This window comes from Halobacteriovorax sp. ZH5_bin.2, from assembly GCF_043196375.1.
In the GTDB taxonomy this organism is placed as follows: domain Bacteria; phylum Bdellovibrionota; class Bacteriovoracia; order Bacteriovoracales; family Bacteriovoracaceae; genus Halobacteriovorax_A.
The window spans coordinates 585,967-603,959 of record NZ_JBEBMJ010000002.1; the positions used below are offsets into that span (position 1 = coordinate 585,967).

16 protein-coding genes are annotated in these 17,993 nt (G+C 37.7%); 11 read left to right on the plus strand and 5 right to left on the minus strand.

The window, feature by feature from the left end; translation table 11 throughout:
* Positions 1 to 3,042, plus strand: a complete 3,042-nt coding sequence (locus ABMA76_RS07930; protein WP_393061317.1) for an efflux RND transporter permease subunit — start codon at positions 1 to 3, stop codon at positions 3,040 to 3,042.
* Positions 3,043 to 3,190: 148 nt separating this feature from the next.
* Positions 3,191 to 3,787 carry a hypothetical protein gene (locus ABMA76_RS07935; RefSeq protein ID WP_393061319.1) on the plus strand — a complete coding sequence of 199 codons (597 nt, stop codon included), beginning with the start codon at positions 3,191 to 3,193 and terminating at the stop codon, positions 3,785 to 3,787.
* A gap of 36 nt (positions 3,788 to 3,823) precedes the next feature.
* Here the strand turns inward: ABMA76_RS07935 and ABMA76_RS07940 are convergent, their stop codons facing one another.
* Positions 3,824 to 4,186 (minus strand): c-type cytochrome, encoded by a 363-nt coding sequence (locus tag ABMA76_RS07940; RefSeq protein ID WP_393061321.1) that lies wholly within the window; start codon positions 4,184 to 4,186, stop codon positions 3,824 to 3,826.
* Between the two features lie 146 nt (positions 4,187 to 4,332).
* On the opposite strand from ABMA76_RS07940, the gene ABMA76_RS07945 reads away from it, so the two are divergent.
* The 6 genes from ABMA76_RS07945 (at position 4,333) to ABMA76_RS07970 (ending at position 10,797) form a co-directional block, all read left to right on the plus strand.
* On the plus strand, positions 4,333 to 5,235 hold the full coding sequence (locus ABMA76_RS07945) for a DMT family transporter (RefSeq protein ID WP_392907264.1): 903 nt from the start codon (positions 4,333 to 4,335) through the stop codon (positions 5,233 to 5,235).
* A gap of 133 nt (positions 5,236 to 5,368) precedes the next feature.
* On the plus strand, positions 5,369 to 6,130 hold the full coding sequence (locus ABMA76_RS07950; protein ID WP_393061323.1) for a glutathione S-transferase family protein: 762 nt from the start codon (positions 5,369 to 5,371) through the stop codon (positions 6,128 to 6,130).
* Between the two features lie 66 nt (positions 6,131 to 6,196).
* Positions 6,197 to 6,898 (plus strand): 5'-methylthioadenosine nucleosidase, encoded by a 702-nt coding sequence (locus ABMA76_RS07955; protein WP_392907258.1) that lies wholly within the window; start codon positions 6,197 to 6,199, stop codon positions 6,896 to 6,898.
* 10 nt (positions 6,899 to 6,908) lie between these two features.
* Positions 6,909 to 7,325 carry a hypothetical protein gene (locus tag ABMA76_RS07960; RefSeq protein WP_392907255.1) on the plus strand — a complete coding sequence of 139 codons (417 nt, stop codon included), beginning with the start codon at positions 6,909 to 6,911 and terminating at the stop codon, positions 7,323 to 7,325.
* A gap of 8 nt (positions 7,326 to 7,333) precedes the next feature.
* Positions 7,334 to 9,280, plus strand: coding sequence for a bifunctional 2',3'-cyclic-nucleotide 2'-phosphodiesterase/3'-nucleotidase (locus tag ABMA76_RS07965; RefSeq protein WP_392907252.1), 1,947 nt, complete (start codon positions 7,334 to 7,336; stop codon positions 9,278 to 9,280).
* A 140-nt stretch (positions 9,281 to 9,420) separates the two neighbouring features.
* A complete protein-coding gene (locus tag ABMA76_RS07970) occupies positions 9,421 to 10,797 on the plus strand; it encodes an HAD-IG family 5'-nucleotidase (RefSeq protein ID WP_392907250.1) in 1,377 nt (458 codons plus the stop codon).
* Here ABMA76_RS07970 and ABMA76_RS07975 read toward each other — a convergent pair.
* Complete coding sequence (locus ABMA76_RS07975) at positions 10,787 to 11,755, minus strand: histone deacetylase (protein ID WP_393061325.1); 969 nt, start codon at positions 11,753 to 11,755, stop codon at positions 10,787 to 10,789. The two genes, ABMA76_RS07970 and ABMA76_RS07975, sit on opposite strands and share 11 nt — an antisense overlap.
* A gap of 171 nt (positions 11,756 to 11,926) precedes the next feature.
* Here ABMA76_RS07975 and ABMA76_RS07980 point away from each other — a divergent pair, with 171 nt between their 5' ends.
* Positions 11,927 to 13,048: a saccharopine dehydrogenase gene (locus ABMA76_RS07980; protein ID WP_392907246.1), complete on the plus strand. Its 1,122-nt coding sequence runs from the start codon at positions 11,927 to 11,929 to the stop codon at positions 13,046 to 13,048.
* Here the strand turns inward: ABMA76_RS07980 and ABMA76_RS07985 are convergent.
* Positions 13,033 to 13,854: a glycosyltransferase family 2 protein gene (locus ABMA76_RS07985; protein ID WP_392907244.1), complete on the minus strand. Its 822-nt coding sequence runs from the start codon at positions 13,852 to 13,854 to the stop codon at positions 13,033 to 13,035. The two genes, ABMA76_RS07980 and ABMA76_RS07985, sit on opposite strands and share 16 nt — an antisense overlap.
* The gene (locus ABMA76_RS07990) at positions 13,844 to 14,767 is read right to left on the minus strand and encodes an aldo/keto reductase (RefSeq protein ID WP_392907241.1); all 924 of its coding nucleotides are present in this window, start codon (positions 14,765 to 14,767) and stop codon (positions 13,844 to 13,846) included. The genes ABMA76_RS07985 and ABMA76_RS07990 overlap by 11 nt, the downstream gene beginning before the upstream one ends.
* 74 nt (positions 14,768 to 14,841) lie before the next feature.
* On the opposite strand from ABMA76_RS07990, the gene ABMA76_RS07995 reads away from it, so the two are divergent.
* Entirely contained in the window at positions 14,842 to 15,876 is a 1,035-nt protein-coding gene (locus ABMA76_RS07995) for a hypothetical protein (protein WP_392907238.1), read from the plus strand.
* Entirely contained in the window at positions 15,873 to 16,874 is a 1,002-nt protein-coding gene (locus ABMA76_RS08000; RefSeq protein WP_392907235.1) for a radical SAM protein, read from the plus strand. The genes ABMA76_RS07995 and ABMA76_RS08000 overlap by 4 nt, the downstream gene beginning before the upstream one ends.
* Here ABMA76_RS08000 and ABMA76_RS08005 read toward each other — a convergent pair whose 3' ends face one another.
* Positions 16,875 to 17,804: a hypothetical protein gene (locus ABMA76_RS08005; RefSeq protein WP_393061327.1), complete on the minus strand. Its 930-nt coding sequence runs from the start codon at positions 17,802 to 17,804 to the stop codon at positions 16,875 to 16,877.
* Between the last annotated feature and the right edge of the window lie 189 nt (positions 17,805 to 17,993).

Here is a 17,993-nt window from a genome sequence, read left to right on the forward strand (position 1 = left end):
ATGATTGAAATATTTGTAAAACGACCTGCCACGACAATCATTTTCATTGCTATTTTTATGGTAATGGGACTGGTTTCGATTGGTAATTTAATAATTGAGCCTACTCCTAAAGTAGAACTCCCTCTTATTACAGTACAAACAATTTATGCAGGTGCTTCACCGGAAGAGATTGAATCACAAATTCTTAAGAAAATTGAAGATGAAATATCTGAAGTTTCTCAGATTAAGAAAATCAAATCTGATGCTCGTGATAGTTTTGGTATTGTCATTATCGAATTCGATATTGAAGCAGATGCCAACATCAAGTCAATTGAAGTAAAAGATAAAGTCGAAGCAATCTTAAATGAGTTTCCTGATGGTGCCGATCGTCCGATCATTGCGAAATTTGACCCGCTCATTCAACCAATTGCCACACTAGCTCTCTCAAGTACAAAGCACGACCTGACACAAGTATATGAATATGCCGATAAGAAGCTTAAGTCTCGCCTATCTTCAATCAATGGTGTTGCGTCTGTCGACATTTTTGGAGGACGTGAAAGAGAAATTAATATTGAACTTGATAATAACCTTCTCATTCAAAACTACCTTTCAATTGAAGATGTTCTTGCAGCAATTTCAAGAAAGAACTTAAATATTCCAGGTGGTTCAATTAATACGACAGACTCAAAAATCAGTGTCCGCTTTGTTGGTGAATTTGCCAATGTAGGTGAAATCAGAAATCTTGAAGTTGTCTCTCGTGAAGGACAAGTTTTTAAACTTCAAGAAATCGGAAATGTTTCAGATAGTTTTAAAGAAGTTGAAACAATGGCACGCTTTAATGATAAAGAAGTCGTTGGTTTATCTGTTTTAAAACTTTCAGATGGTGATGCCATCAAAATTGTTGATAACCTAAAAGGATCACTTGATCAAGTTCAAAGCGAGCTTCCTGATGGAATGAAGCTTGAACTAGTTGTTGATACAACGAGAATTACTCTTGATGATACAAAAGGAACAATTAACTCGATCTTTATAGGGATCGGTTTAACGATTGCTATTCTTCTGACTTTCTTAGGAGACTGGCGTGGTGCCCTAATCGCAAGTATTGTAATTCCAACTTCGATTATCTCAACTCTTTTCCTTATGGATATGTCATCATTCTCAATTAACGTTATGACTCTCCTTGCGTTTGGTACATGTTTAGGAACACTTATTGCCAACGCTCTTATCATTATTGAAAACGTTTACAAGCATCTTAAGATGGGAAAGGATTCTCAGTCTGCTGCCATTGACGGAACAAAAGAAGTTTTACTGGCCGTTATGGCATCTTCGGGAACAAACCTTGTTGTATTCACGCCACTTGCTTTCATGGGTGGTATCGTTGGTAAATTCATGCTGCAATTTGGGATGACAGTTGTCTTTGCAACGATCTTCTCAATCTTAGCATCTGTTACTTTAACACCTATGCTTTGTGCCCTACTTCTTAAAGATCCAGATACTTTAAAAGGGCCATTTCCTAAGCTTGCAGGTCTTGTTGATCGCCTGCTTGCGTGGGTAACAAAACAGTACCGTTGGTTCTTTGATAAGTTCATGAACTGGCCAATTACTTCAATCATTGTTCTCATGGCATTATTTTTTACAATTGTTTATCCGGCAAAACGAGTTGGAAACGAATTCCTGCCAAAATCTGACCGTGATGAATTTAAAGCATTTATCCTGATGCCAGATGGTTCACCAGTTGAAAAGACTGCACAAATCACAAAGCAAGTTGATGAGATCATCAGAAAATATCCTGAAGTTGTCTCAACTCTTTCCGATATTGGTTATGACGGAGAAGAAAGATCTCGTATTACTGTTAACTTAATATCTGCAACAAAACGTAAGAGAGACTATAAAGAAATTATGGATGACCTACTTCCAAAGGTTTCTAATATACCTGAAGCAGAGATTACTCTTACAGGAGGTAGTCGAAATGCAAGTAATGACGGTGATATCACGATTAACGTAACTGGTGATGACTTTGATAACATGGTTATCGCTTCAGAAAAGATGCAAAAGATCATGAAAGACTCTGGCTACTTTAGTTCAATTGAGAGCTCATATCGAATTCCAAAAATGGAGATTCAATTTGTCTCTGAACCACAAAAAGTTATTCGTCAAAATCTTTCGAGTTCACGCCTTGGTGGAACGATTCGCGCCCTTGTAAACGGGAATGACGACGCTGTTTATAAAGAAGGTGGTGAGGAGTATGACATCAACGTTACTCTTGCCCCTGAATTCAAAAGAAATATTTCAGACTTTGATAAGTTTCTGATTCACGGAAAGGATGGACTAATACCAATCTCAAGTCTTGGAATGGTTCAAGTTGTTGAAGCAACTTCACCACTTAAAAGACGTGATAAGGAAAGAATCATTCAAATTAAGGCCTTCGTTGTCAAAGGCGTTGTTGGTGCCATTATGGGAGACCTAAGTCAGAAATTTAATCAAGCGCAACTTCCAGAAGGGACGAAGTTTATGTTTGCTGGACAAGCAGAAAGTCAAAAAGAGTCTCAACAGGAGATGGGTAAGGCCTTCATGCTGGCGGTTATCTTAACGTATATGCTACTTGTTGCAATTCTTAACTCTTTTGTCTTCCCTGTATCGATTGGGTCAGCAATTCTAACGTCCTTTCTAGGATCATTTTTAATGATGTTCTACACTGAGCAGACGGTTAATATTGGTTCCATGATGGCCATTGTAATGGTTGTTGGTCTGGCCGTTAATAATGCTATTCTTATGATTGAATACACCCAGCAAAAACTCGATGAAGGTGTTGAAATTAAGGAAGCTCTCTGGTTGGGAGCGCAGGAGAAGCTTAAGCCAATTCTTATGACTTCCATTGCGATTATCGCAGGAACAATGCCACAGCTGTTTATGATCGATAAGATGAAATCGGCCATGGGAGCTGTTCTAATTGGAGGGATGCTGGGGTCAATCTTCTTCACTTACACTCTCGTGCCAACGATTCACTTGGTAATTTACCGAGTAAAAACATGGTTCTCAAACCTAATAAATTCGAGGACTTAAAGTATACAAAGGCTCCTAAACAGGGGCCTTTTTTCGTCTACATTTCAGACATCTCCTGTAAAAACTCCATCTTTGAACAAATTCACCTCAATAAATGTTATAAGTGTTCATTATTTATTTAGCCAAGAGTAATAAGAGAGAGTTTAAGATGAGATCAATTATCCTTACTTCAGTTCTATGTTCAGGAATTTGCCAAGCAATGCCAATGCCTTCAAAAGGTGTTGTTAAACTATCAGATGGTGCTAAGGCAAATTGTAATTCAAAGAAAGACTTATATCGCAATAAGCTGCAAGCTTACCGAGTTAAGAATTATCGCTCACAACAAAATGGCGAAAATATTGAGTTAACACTTAATATTCAAATGGTTCAGTGTAGTGAAACTGATAAAGGCTTTGCTTTTAAAGATAAGAATATTTTCGATTTATTTACTTATAAAACATATCGCAATCTTGAAATGGAAGTAAGAACAAAGAGTGCTAATATCCTCTTTTATCAAGATGGTGTTTACAAAAAACTTTCACAGGTTGATATCATTGATAATCAAGACCTCTCAAAGATCACAGCAAACTTCAACGTGAAAGACTTACTTACAAAAGAGAAGTACGAGCAGTATCAAAATGGTGAAAATGTAATTACAAGCTTAGACTTTAGCCTTAAGCGCCTAATTGAAATATCAGGCAATGATTTTAACGGTGTTTATGATCAGAACTACGGTGGATTTAGAATATTTTTTGAAATTAAATAATAAAAAAGGCCTCTGTAGAGGCCCTCTGTATTTGTCTTATTTTTGATTCATACCTTTGAACTTATCTTTAGACATAGTTGTTACATATGCTGCAACATCTTTAATGTCTTGATCTGATAGGCCACGAACTTTAGTCCACATCATTGATGTGTTCTTAGTCTTTCTCTTCTTAGTCTTAATTGCAGTTACTTGCTCAATAATATAAGCAGCATCTAGACCTGCAATTCTTGGACCTTTAACAATCGCAAGCTTACCATCTTTTGCCTTTCCCATACCGTCAGCATTGTGGCAAAGAGCACAGTTAACTTTTTTGTAAATTGCTTTACCTTTAGCAGCGTCACCAGCGTAAGCAGTTACACTTAGTAGAGCAGCAACAACAGTGATTTTAAATAAATTCACAATATATCTCCTTTATATTTATAGCGTAGCTATACTTTATGCAATTATCGTCAGATCGTCAGTAAATTTAAAAGAAAATATACCCCTAGGGCCATTAGTTGAGCTATACTCTCTTGCACATAGTGACAAGTTAAAGAGAGTAAAGGATGAACACAAGTGTCATAAGCCTCATTTTAGGGACAATATGCATCGGATTAGCACCCATTTTTGTAAAAAACTTAAGTGGTGACCTTTCTCCAAGTATGATTGGAGCGCTCCGTTGTTCAATAGCCGGATCAATTCTTCTTATTTACCAACTTTTTATTAAGAAAAATTATATCAAGGATAAACGCTTCTATACTATGACGGCCGTCATAGGACTCTGTTTTGCAATGGACTTATTTGTCTGGCATCGCTCAGTTCACCTCATTGGTGCGGGCATGTCGACAATCCTAGGAAACACTCAAGTATTCTACTTACTAGTCTTTGGACTTATTCTTTATAAAGAGAAAATTACAATAAAAAAACTTTCGGTCTTTCTCTTTGCCTTCTTTGGAGTCTTTTTAATTCTCAAAGGACAAGTAGAGTTTTACAAATCTGAAGAATTCTTCTGGGGTGTGTTGTTTGGATTAACAACCGGGCTTTGCTACTCTCTCTATACAACTTCTATTAAGAAGACTTCACTAATGACCTTTAACACTAAAATCACTGCTCTTGAGATCATTACCTACTCTTCTCTCGTAACAGGGGCGCTTCTCTTTATAAGTGCTCAATTTGAACAGGGATATAGTGGGCTAAGTTATTCACACCTACCTTCAGTTTTAGGGCTGGCCATACTGTGCCAGATCATTGGCTGGTCACTAATCAGTTATGGGCTTAAAACAGCACCCCTATCAATCTCAGGCCTTATTATTCTTTTACAACCTGTCATTGCAAAAACGCTAAGTATCTTTCTATTTAACGAGCCATTCTCACCACTCGAAATTGCAGGAGCAACGATTCTTCTAACCTGTATTTATTTAGGAACACATTTATCGCGTCCGAAAAAAGTTAAATCGCAAGGAAAGTAGATATTCGTAGTGGCCGTTTCACAAAGATCAATTTTTATTATTAACAAGTATATTATGCTCAGCCTAAATGGAGAATTATTGTTACCATCGATTTTTAGTTAATATTTTAAAACAACTCTCCGACATTAGTGGCATGGATAAAGTATTAATTTCATGGGCCGGAAATGATGAAGTTGAATCATTCTCTCCGTACTGTGCTACAGTAAACAGAATTTTTTCATTTTTAAATATCGACTTTAATCTAAAAACAGTCCACGTAAACTCTCAAATTCAAGGAGTCCCTGCTAAGATGAGCAGCCTCCCCGCAATAATTGACGGTGAGAAGAAATATCTAGGCATTAGAAATTGCATAAATTACTTTAGAGAGCTACGTGGTCAATCAAGTCTTTTTCTTCTAACGAAAGAGCAAATGATACAAGAACAAATGCTACAAGACTGGTGTCTAAATTCATTATGGGCAAGTATCATATACTTCTCATATAAAGATACAAGTGGACTTAGCGCCATGAAGAGGAAATTTGCTAAGCAAGCAAAGTATGTTCAAGATATAAATGAAACATCTGAGGAAGTGATCTCATCAATTAGAGATGTTATTATTAAGAAAGTCTCTGAGTATGAGATCTTTCGTAAAAATCAAGAAGGTGCACTTGAATACTTTGAGTTACAAATAATCTACATAAACGAAATTCTGGAAACCAAGAACTTTATTTTTGGCAATGAAATCAAATACATTGATATTCTTCTCTTCTGTCACCTAAACCGCATCCTCATAACAGGCCTTGCTCCTGCTGACTTAGTTAAGCAGAAGTACCACCGAGTTATAAAGTGGCTTCACAGGGTTGCTGCTCAAACACGTTCAAAAAACAATGTCTACCCTACCCATCTAGAAAGTTAACTGCAATATTTCTAATTATGCTCTTTTTCTATTAAACTTAGATAATAGTTATTAAATGGAGACTTTATGAAGAATATTGCCATCGTCATGGCCATGGACTCGGAAGCAGCACCACTTCTTGAGAAACTAGGTATCATAAACCAAGATAAGAAATTAGACCCCAAGCTTCCAATGAAGTTATATCAATGCGAATATCACGGGCACAAAATTTCAATCATCATTAGTGGTGAGTGTAAACATCACAAGGTACAAAATGTTGGTACTTCCCCTGCCGTTGTCTCTACCCTTCTTGCAATTAGAGAGCTTGGAGCAGAAATGATAATCAATGCAGGAACTGCCGGTGGTTTTAGAAAGCGTGGAGCCGAAGTTGGTGACGTCTATACGGCCGACACAACAGTATTCCACGATCGTAGAATCCCAATCCCAGGTTACGAAAACTACGGAGTTTATAAGACAACACACGCTATTGCTCAAGAATATGGCAAACTCCTAAATCTAAAGACAGCAATTATTTCAACAGGAAACTCACTTGATATGAGCACAGAAGATGAGAAACTAATTGAAGCGAATCAAGCTGTGTTAAAAGATATGGAAGCAGGAGCGATTGGCTGGGTCGTTGATCAATTTAATACTCCAACACTCTTTTTAAAGTCTGTGACAGACATTGTTGACGGAGAGCATCCAACGCAGGAGGAGTTCTTTGCCAATTTGAGATTAGCATCGGATAATTTAGGTAAGAAATTAATTGAATTAATCGAAAAAATCTAAGGAGTGATTTATGAAACTACTAGCTGCTATGCTTTTTATACTGCCAACTTTAGCTGCACCATGCGCTGGCCAAGAAGGTCAATATTGGATCAATAACGATGGAACACAAGGTGGTTTTGTTGCCGACACTGCATATGTATCAAAGAATGTTTACATAGGCGAAAATGCACAAGTTTGTGACAAGGCCCAAGTAACAGGATTTGCAAAAATCACAGGAAACGCAATTATTTCAGACTACGCAAAAGTCTGGGGGAATGCTCACGTTTATGAGAATGCAAGAGTCTACGACGAGGCATCTGTTTGGGATAATGCTCAAGCTTTTGGCGAATCTCGTATTTACGGATTTGCAGGCCTAAAAGGGAATGTAAAAGTATACGGTAAAGCACGCATGTTTGATGCTACTTACTCTTCAGGTCGTTATTACTAGGAATTAATATGAGAAAAATCTTTTTATTTTCACTGTCTCTTTTTCTAATTGTAGGCTGTAAGGAACAAACACAAGTAAAGCTTCGTGTTATTGAAACCACTGACCTTCATGGTTACTACAAGGACTACGATTATTATAAGAACGAAGAAAGTAAAAGATTTGGACTTGTAAAGACGGCGACACTTATTAAGAAGTATGCCGCTCAAGCAGATAATTATACTTTAATTGATAATGGTGATCTCCTTCAGGGCAATCCTATGGCCGACTTTGTGGCCACGCATGGGAAAGAAGGAGTTCACCCTGCTTTTAAACTTATGAATCACCTTAAGTACGATGTGGGTAATATTGGAAATCATGAATTTAACTATGGCCTAGAGTTTCTCGAGGCCTCACTTAAAGATGCTGCGTTTCCATATATCAACGCTAATGTCTATAAAGATGAAAATGGCAAGCCAGCTTCACCCTACTTCAAGCAATACGTCATTATTGAAAAGAAAGTGAAGGACACCAAAGGCCTGCCACACAAGTTAAAAATTGGATACATTGGATTTGTCCCACCTCAAATTATGATTTGGGATAAGAATAATCTTGAAGGAAAGGTTGTTGCCCGTGATATTGTAGAGGTTGCAAAAGAGCTGACAGCAAAAATGAAAAATGAAGGAGCTGATGTCATTATAGCAATTCCTCACTCCGGAATTAGCACAGATGAATACAAGCTCTACGCGGAAGATTCAGTTTATTACTTAAGCCGTGTTCCATATATTGATGCCATTGCCTTCGGTCATACACATGCCCTATTCCCATCTAAAGATTATGAAGGTATCCAAGGTATTGATGCTAAAAAAGGAACAATTAATGGCGTAGCCGCCGTTATGCCTGGTAAGTGGGGATCTCATGTTGGGATCATTGATTTAAAACTAAACTTTGATGGAAGTAAGTGGCATGTTATCGATGGCCAATCATCAGTTTACTCCATTTATGACAAAGAATCAGACTCCAGCGTAAAACCAGATCTAGAGCTTGCAGAAATCATTGAAAATGATCACCAAAGAACAATTAAACTAGCTGGTGAAAAAGTTGGTTTCTCTAAAGAAGAATTTTACAGTTTCCTATCCCTAATTCAAGACGATGCAGCAACTCAAATTGTTTCTAATGCACAAATTGATTATGTTAAAAGAGCAATTCAAGGTGACGCCAATCTGAGCGGTCTTCCTGTTTTATCGGCCGTTGCTCCTTTTAAAACCGGCGGGAGAAAGAATGATCCTAATGGTTATACAACTGTTGATAAGGGTGTTCTCACATTAAGAAATGCAGCCGATCTTTACCTCTACCCTAATATGCTCTACGCTCTTAAGCTTACAGGTAAAGAAGTGAAAATGTGGCTTGAATGTTCAGCGGGTATGTTCGCTCATATCGATCCAAAGTATAGTAAAGACCAGCCACTCATAAACTGGGGAAGTTTCCGTTCATACAACTTTGATATGATTGATGGCCTGACTTACGAGATTAACATCACAAAAAGAAGACATTACGATGAAAATTGTAAGGTTTTAAATAAAGATTCATTTAGAATCGAAAATCTAAAATATCAAGGAAAGGCCGTAACTAATGAGCAGGAATTCATTCTTGCCACAAATAGCTTTCGTGCAACAAGTGGAAAATTTCCAGGGGCCAAGAAGTCCAATGTTGTTTTCACTGCACCGGACAGTAATCGACAAGTTCTTATTAACTACATTAGAAGAGAAACAAATGAGAAAGGCTTTGTGGATGCACGTCCAAATGAAAATTGGAAAATCAAGCCAGTTCCAAACGCAGAAAAATTGAAAGTATATTTTGAAACATCGCCTTCAAAAAAAGCAACCAAGTACATAAGAAAGAATTCTAAGTTTAAGCTTAATCGCATTAAAGGCCTAGATGATGAAGGCTTTGCAAAGTACTATATAATTCTAAAATAGACACATTGCTTCCACAAATTTTCAAGGCGTAAACTACTGAATTTACGCCTTGACGTATTAATAATATGACATTTACGCAAAGTTTAGATAAAATCTACGGTCCGAGGATTAAATTCTCAAACGATTTAAAAGGATTTTATATGTCAGTATACGTCAATAGAACATTGAATATGAAAAAGATCAAGGCCATTGGTTTTGATATGGACTACACATTAGTTCGCTATAAAACAGAAGCATTCGAAAAATTTGTTTTCGAACTAGTACTTAAAAAATTAGTGGATGTAAAAAATTACCCGAAAGAAGTAACAGAATTAAAATTTGATTTTAACCAAGTTATTCAAGGTTTAATTATCGATCGTCTTCGTGGAAATATTCTACAAACAAACCGCTACGGGAAAGTAAAGATTGCAAAACACGGTACAAAGCCAATGGACTTTCATGATCAAAATGAAATCTATGGAAATAGTATCATTGATCTAAATTCAGATCAGTATCAATCTCTGGATACAAACTTCTCTATTTCAAATGGAGCAATGTTTGCAAACCTTGTTGATCTAAAAGACCAAGGAATGAAGCTTCCTGATTACGAAACACTATCTCATGATATCAAAGAAGTTATTGATATCGCTCACTCTGACAACTCTCTTAAGGGATATGTTGAAGAGCATCTTGAAGACTTCATCATCAAGGACCCAGAAGTTGCAAAGCTTCTAGAAAGATTCAAACGTTTTGGAAAAAAACTAATTCTTATTACAAATAGTGAATGGTCTTGGACGAAAAAATTAATGGAGTACACGATCAATCCATTCTTAAAAGAACACGAGACTTGGACTGACCTATTTGATATTTCAATCTGTCTTGCATGTAAGCCGAGATTCTTTAACGTAAGCAATATGTTTCTAGAAATCCAAACGGATACAGGTCTTATGACAAACGCTGAAGGACCACTTGAACAGAACAAGGTTTACCAAGGTGGATGGGCCGGTAAACTACAAAAAGACCTAGGCCTTGAAGGTGAAGAAATCCTTTATCTTGGAGACCATATTTACGGCGACGTTCTAACATTAAAGAAAACATTTAACTGGAGAACGGCACTTATTTTAGACCCACTTGAAGCAGAGATTGAAGCAATTAGACAGTCAACTCCAACACAAGCTCTTATTGATGCTGAAATGATCCAAAAAGAAAAGCTAGAGCACGAACTAAATAAACTTGAGCTTCTTAAACACGAAGACCCTGAAAGGTATAATAAAGAAGATATTGGTAAAATCTTTAGTGAAATTGATAAGATCAACTCAAAGATTTCACAACACCTAGAAACTTATCGTCAATTCTTTAATGCCCACTGGGGAGAAATGATGAGAGCAGGTCTTGAAGAATCACGCTTTGCTGATCAAGTTGAGAAGTATGCATGTTTCTATATGGCAAAGATCACGGATCTTCTAGAGTACACTCCACGTACTTACTTTAGGCCAAAGAAGAGAATCTTGGCCCACGAAGACTCAACTATGCTTTAAATTTAGATTGTACAAATTGTTGAAAGACTCGGTAGACTTCATCACCGTATCCCCCGGCCATAACCCATGCTTGGGGGATGCCTTTCGACTCAAGTAATTCATACATATAATTATCTCTTTCAATGCATTCTTCTAAAGTTAACTGAATTCCCTTCGCGCTCTCAAGAATATCTTTTTCATAAACATCTGCACCTTGAACAACGATACAAAGGTCATAATCATCTTTAACAAAGTCCCCTATCTGCTTAAGCTTCTCTAGGTAGTTATCTTCGGGTGTCACCGGAATATCAAGAGTGCTTGGAATATAGCTAGAGTTTGTTTTATCAGGATTATCAAGAGGCCATCCATCTTTCATATGAATTGAAACGCAATCAATAGATTCATCACTTGTTACAATTTGTGCCGTTCCATCACCTTTATGGGCATCCATATCCACAACGAGGCACTTCCCTACACCTTTTTCTTTTTGTAACTTTCTAATTGCGATAACGATATCGTTAAACATACAAAAACCACCAGGCCCATCACTCTTTGCATGATGCATTCCTCCACCTAAGTGATACGAAAAGCCAGATTCAAGGGCATTACAAGCAGCAAGATATGTACCTTCACAATGAGAAAGAGCACGGTTGATAAAATCACTTAATGGTTTAACTGCGGCCATTGGATCATAACGATGGTAACTTCCATCATCATTAATAAGCTCGTAGGCTTCAAGGACAAGTCCAGTTGGATCAAGCTTAGTTCGTGCACAGAAATCACGATCGTGGGCAAGAGCGAGGTCACTTAGGAAAAAGTGAGTTGATCTTCTTCGCTCAAGGAAAGGTGAATTCTTAAATTCTTCTAAAATTTTTGTCACTCTTTCATCTTTCAAAGGAACGCCAATACCGTAATCTGTATAGCTACCAAGGGAGTCTTCCATATAATAGAGTCGACTTTTTTCTGGGTGGTATTTCATAATCATTCCTTTATTAATGAAACTTAGCTTGCCTGATTATCCTAATATTATATAGTTATACCTTAAAATCGCCTGTAAATCTTACAAATTTAGGTATGAGATAGGGCCCTTTGCTATAGTAGTCTATTAGCTTTGCTATAAGTATTCGATTTTTTTGGGAGATTAAATTTCATGACAAATAGGACAATCTGGCTTCGCCATGAAACAAAACCGTTTGAACAGCGTAGTGCTCTTACGCCACAAGCAGCCTTAGAACTAAAGGAGCTTGGTCATGAAGTAATTATTGAACGCTCACCAAGTCGTATCTTTAAAGACGAAGAATTTGAGGCCTTAGGTCTTAAAATGATGCCGACAAATTCATGGATAAACTTTGCCCCTGCAAACGCTTTTATTCTTGGACTAAAAGAACTTGATGTTCACGAGTTCCCTCTAAGTCACCGTCATATTCACTTTGCTCACGTCTATAAAAACCAAACAGGCTCAAAAGAAATGCTTGATCGTTTTATTCAAGGAGATGGAAAGCTTTATGACCTTGAATACCTTACTGACAGTAATGGGAAAAGAATTGCGGCATTTGGAAAATGGGCCGGCTTTGTAGGAGCAGCTCTTGGGCTCAAGAACTGGATTTGCCAGCAAAGAGGCACAGACTTCAATGAATGCGCACCTCTTAAGTCATATTCATCTCAACATGAGTTAATCAATGAAATATCAAAAGAACTTGATGAACTAGGCTCAAGGCCAAGAGTTTTAGTTATTGGTAATCGAGGGCGTTGTGGACGTGGAGCAAAAGAGCTCCTCGAAGCAGTTGGTGTAGAAATGATTGGTTGGGGAAGGAGCGACACACAAGTGGCCAGACCAATTAAGCAAATTCTTGACTACGATATACTCGTTAATTGTACTTTAAATAAAACACCTACGGAGCCATTCTTAGACTTAGATATCCTAAAGAATGAAAGAAACCTTTCTGTGATTTCAGATATTAGCTGTGACCCGACAGGACCTTGTAATCCACTTCCTATTTATCCAGATATTACAACGATAGATGTCCCAACATATAGGATTCAAGAGCTCGATCAGCTTCTCGAAGTTACGGCCATTGACCACTTACCTTCACTTCTTCCAAGAGAGAGTACAGAGGAATATGTCGAGCAACTACTTCCTTATCTAATTAATTTACTTAATGGTGATATCGAAGACTCTCCGTGGGAAAAAGCACTTGAGATCTTCTATCAAAAAACAATTGAGCTAGGATTAGAGAAGAAATTAGTCGAAGAGCCTCAGTTACTAATGTAATTTTCGATCGCTCTTACTTCATCGTAATTTTCAAAATTTTCGTGTTTCTCATACCCTTTAATAAGGTATTGGCACTTCTTTAAACAAAGCTGTGTTAGTACTTCTATTCTTTCTTTCGAAAGTTGGCGATTTGCTTTTGCCCAGGCCATGGCCTTAACTCTCCAGTAGTCCATTGCAAAGAATTTAAATGAGAGTTGATCGTCGTGCCCAGCATGTTTAATTACGAAGGCCTCTTCTAGGAAACCTATTTCATACAGAGACGTTATCTTGAGCCAGAGGTCGTAATCTTCACAAACAATAAAGTCTTCATTAAAGCCACCCATCTCTTCAAATAAGCTACGCTCCATTAAGACACTTGATGGTGAGATCACACAATTTTTTAATGAGCGAATAAACATATCACCACCAACTTTTTGGTGAACTTTCTTTTGCTTCACAACCTCTCCATCTCTTAACCAATGCTCACCGGTATGGCAAAGACGAAGCTTAGAGTTCTCAAGTAGGCTTAGTTGACGTTGAAGTTTGTTTTCACTCCACTCATCATCTGAGTCAAGAAATGCAATGTAGTTTCCTGACGACTGGATTACGCCAAGATTACGAGCAGCGGAGACTCCTCGATTTTGTTGAAAGATATATTTGATACGCTCATCTGAAAAAGACTCGACGATATCTTTTGAATGATCGCTAGAACCATCATCAACAACAATCAGTTCAAAGTTTTGAAAGCTTTGCTTTAAAACCGAATCAATTGCACGGGCCAAGAAATTTGCCCTATTATAAGTGGGAATAATAACGCTAACTAACACTGCTAATGATATCTTCCAGCATCTCTTTCGTTACTTTCTTTTCAAGAGAATTTAGAACGCCATCGAGTTGACCATGATTTCTAGCACCACAAAGAATAGTGCTTAACTCATCATGTGAAAGGTTAAAATGAATAGCAAAGTCTAGCCCTGTTATTCCATGTTCTTCAAGGGCCGGCTGCATTCTAGCTACGATATCATAGCGACTCTCTTTATCCATGGCCTTCCACCATGGTGCCCATGAACGACAATCACTTTTATCAAACTTACGATCTTTTGTAACTCTTCCTGTAAGGATCCCCTTATCAAGAGTTCCCCAGCTCATGAAGCTTATGTCTTCACTTTTTACAATTGGGAAGATGTCATTTTTCACGTCTTGTTCAAAGAAGTTAAATTGTGATTGAATCACTTCAATCTTATCAATTTCAGATGCTAACTTAAACTCTTCTGGAGTAGTATTACACAAACCGATGTGTTTGATTTTGCCTTCATGCTTGGCCTTGGCAATCACTTCAAGAGTTTTTCTAATATCCACTCTCTCATCAGGCCAGTGAACCATATAAAGATCGATATAGTCTGTATTTAAGTCCCTAAGAGACTGTTCAATCATCCTTTGAGTAACAACTGGATCATTAGTCATATCCACTCGTTTATTCTCGTGCCAAGTCACTCCAGATTTAGAGACAATAAAAACTTTTTCGCGATTATTTTTAAAGGCTTCACCAATTCTCTTCTCACTCTCACCAAAACCGTAAATAGGTGCAGTATCGAAGATCTTAACTCCACGATCAAAGGCATACTGAAGAAGACTCATTGAATCTTCTTTACTAATATCACCAAATCCATAACCTGCGCCCTCTCCAGAGATGCTGGCGCCACCAAATGCAAATTGTCCAAATTGATCTAATATTTTCATAAGTCATGAATATCTATTTTGCCTAAATGCGTAAAGACTTGACGCACCGACAAGATAAGCGTTATCTCCTAGTTATGGATTTACTTGTATTTGCCCACCGCGGCGAGGCCCAAACATTTTTAAAAGAGATGGATTTTAAGTCCCATCCTGAATTTAACGACCTCTACCTAAATGGTGACCTGAGCTTTGGTTTAGTTCTGACAGGAGAGGGCCCACAGAATGTAATGATGGCACTCACCTATGCGATGGGTGTTCTAAAGACACAAGGAATACAGCTAAACCAACTTATTAATTTTGGAATTTGTGCCTCCTTTAATGAAGATTTAAAACAAGGTGAAATATTTGAGATTAGAACAATCTATGGGCAAGGTGAATTTAAAAGCTTTCAGTGCCTAGGCGAGACATCAAAGCTAGATCTCATTACTGCAAATGAACGAATTCTAGATACTAAGCTTGCAAACTCACTTTCACACTTTGCCCCACTTGCTGATCGCGAGGCTTGGGCCATTGGGTTAGTGGCCAAAAAATTTCAGACTCCTTTAAGAGCTTTTAAATTAATTTCTGATCATGTTACAGATGCACCAATTTGTGAATATATAAAAGAGCATGCACAGGACTACTCACAAGAGCTCTACCGCTACTTTGTGACTTCAGTATCGAAACAAGAGAAGTCCCTCAATGCAGAGCTTCCTCTTCTTGATGATAAAGACTTCTACTTTACTCTTTCGCTAGAGCGTGAAGTCAGAAACTTAACAGAGCAAATCCTTGTGAAGTATGAAATGGATCTGGGAGAACTTTTAAACTTAAGTGCTATAAAAAATATTAAGGCCCTTGAAGTAACGCCAAAGAAGAAGGCCTTAGAACTTAGAGACTTCTTAAAAGAAAAACTCTATCCAACTCGAACGAAAATAATTAAACAACTTGATAGCTTTGTTAAAAATACGGCCTTAGAAAAGAATGAGCTAACTTACGATCCTTCACTAGAAAAAGTTATCCTTTATATACGATCAAAAATTACTTCTGAAAAAGATCTCGTGAGTCTTCAAAAAAACCTTTCAAAGATTGATTGGCAAAGATTCAACTCCCTAATGAATGGAGAAGAACTTTGAAAATAGAGAAGATCTTTATTGAAAATTCAATTAAGGATGAGATTGTCGCAAATCAGCTGCCACAGAAGTTTCCAAAAGCAAAAGTCGAAATCATCTCCAACTATGCTGACATTTGGGGAAGGGTAAAAAAGCCTTACCTCCAAAAGAGGGACTCTCTCAACCTCTTTATTGCTAGAAAGCAAGGCCAGCTAGTTAAAGAGGCCCCAAATGCTTACGGTATCTCAGGAGAGCCACACTACTACTTTATTCACGCCTATAATTGTATTTATGAATGTGACTACTGCTATCTGCAAGGTTATTTCAACACTCCTGATCTCGTCCTCTTTGTTAACCATGAGGAAATCATCAGCGAAATGCAAAAGCTTGCAGATAAGTCCGATGAAAATATGTGGTTTCATGCGGGAGAATTTAGTGACTCTCTCGCCCTGACACACCTTACAGGTGAACTAAATTATTATCATGAATTTACGAAGAAGAATCCTCACTGCTATATTGAGCTAAGAACTAAGTCGGCAAATATCAAAGAGCTTCTAAAGCTTACGCCTCTTCCCAACTTTATTACGTCCTTTTCTCTTTCACCAAAGAATAAGGTTAAGTCCCATGATCTAAAGACACCTAGTCTCGCCGCCCGTATAAAGGCCATTAAGAGTCTTTATCAAGCAGGCCACCCTATTGGTATTCACTTTGATCCAGTCATTCACAGTGAGAATTTTGAAAGTGAGTATGAAGAATTAATTAGTGAGCTAAGTGAAGTCATTCCCCTAAGTAAAGTTGAGTATATCTCAATTGGAGTTGTTCGCTTTACAAAGGATGTCTATTCGCAGGTAAAGAAGAACTATCCACAAACAACGTACTTCCACTCTGAACTAACAAAAGGTGAAGATGGAAAGATTCGCTACCCAAGACCTATGAGAATGTGGATTCTTGGAAAGATTAAAGAGCTTTGTTTAAAGGCAGGTGCCTCTGAAAAGAGTACTTATCTTTGTATGGAAGAATAATTACTCGTTTAAGTATTCTGGATAATTAAGATAGAGAACCTCAATCACAGAAGAAGAGAACCCACGTTGCCTTTCACGATAATTGCGATAAACCTCTCCAGGATTTACAACCTTAGCATTCTTAGCTGACGCCTGATTAAGGCCTGCTTGAGACGTCGACATCTCGTCATAAATTGATTCAAGGTCAGAAAAGTACTCACTGTCTTTGCTTGATAAACTTCCAATGGCCTTTAAAAGAGTTAAAGACATAAGGATATTATCTTGTAGCCCGTCTGTTTCTAGGCTCATAACAAGCTTATTAACAGTGCTATCAATTATCTCGGCCCTTTGAGCTTGCGTAATTTTATCTTCACTCGACATTTCAATAATAGTTTCAAAGAGTACTGTGATATTTGACTGACGACAAACAAGCGGAGCTCGCATGATCGCTGCCATATCCTCTTCACTTATCTCATCTACACTGTCGAGGGCCTCTTGAGCTAGTTCAGGAAAGCGTTTCGCTATGGCCCTTCCCTCATTATTAGTTAACTGATCGAGCGCTCTGTTTACAAGGTTTGCAATATTGCTCTCTTGTGCATAATAGCCAGAGTCAGGGTCAATGATCTGGGCCGGCGGCATAACTGAATTAAAACTCTGTTCACAATCTGCATTACTTCTTCTTAAATCTTCAATAACAGCACTTAGCTCAGAAAAGGCTCCCGTATCTGGGCCAATATTATTCAATGCCACGACCTGATCATCAGATCTCTTATAATCAGTCTTCTCATGAAACTGCTTACGTGGAACGAATTTCTTCTTAGGTAGTGCGCGATCTGTAAAAGCGATTGGGGCGCTCTGAGAGTATTGTTCCCTCAAGGCCTCTGGATGGTATTCATCATTGTAATAAGTGTAGAAATAATAACCGAGGGCCATCAAGACCAAGACCGACAAAAACAATAATATTCGTTTTTTCAAATCTCTTCCCTCAAAAAAGTTCTAACTAGCTAGAATTACATTTAATAATAAGTATATGATAACGATATTCCGCTGCTATGTCCAAATAACTTTGGTTTTTTGCAGTAAAAACCGTAGGATATTACGCAATTTGTACAAAAGTAGTTGCACTTTTACGACGTTATG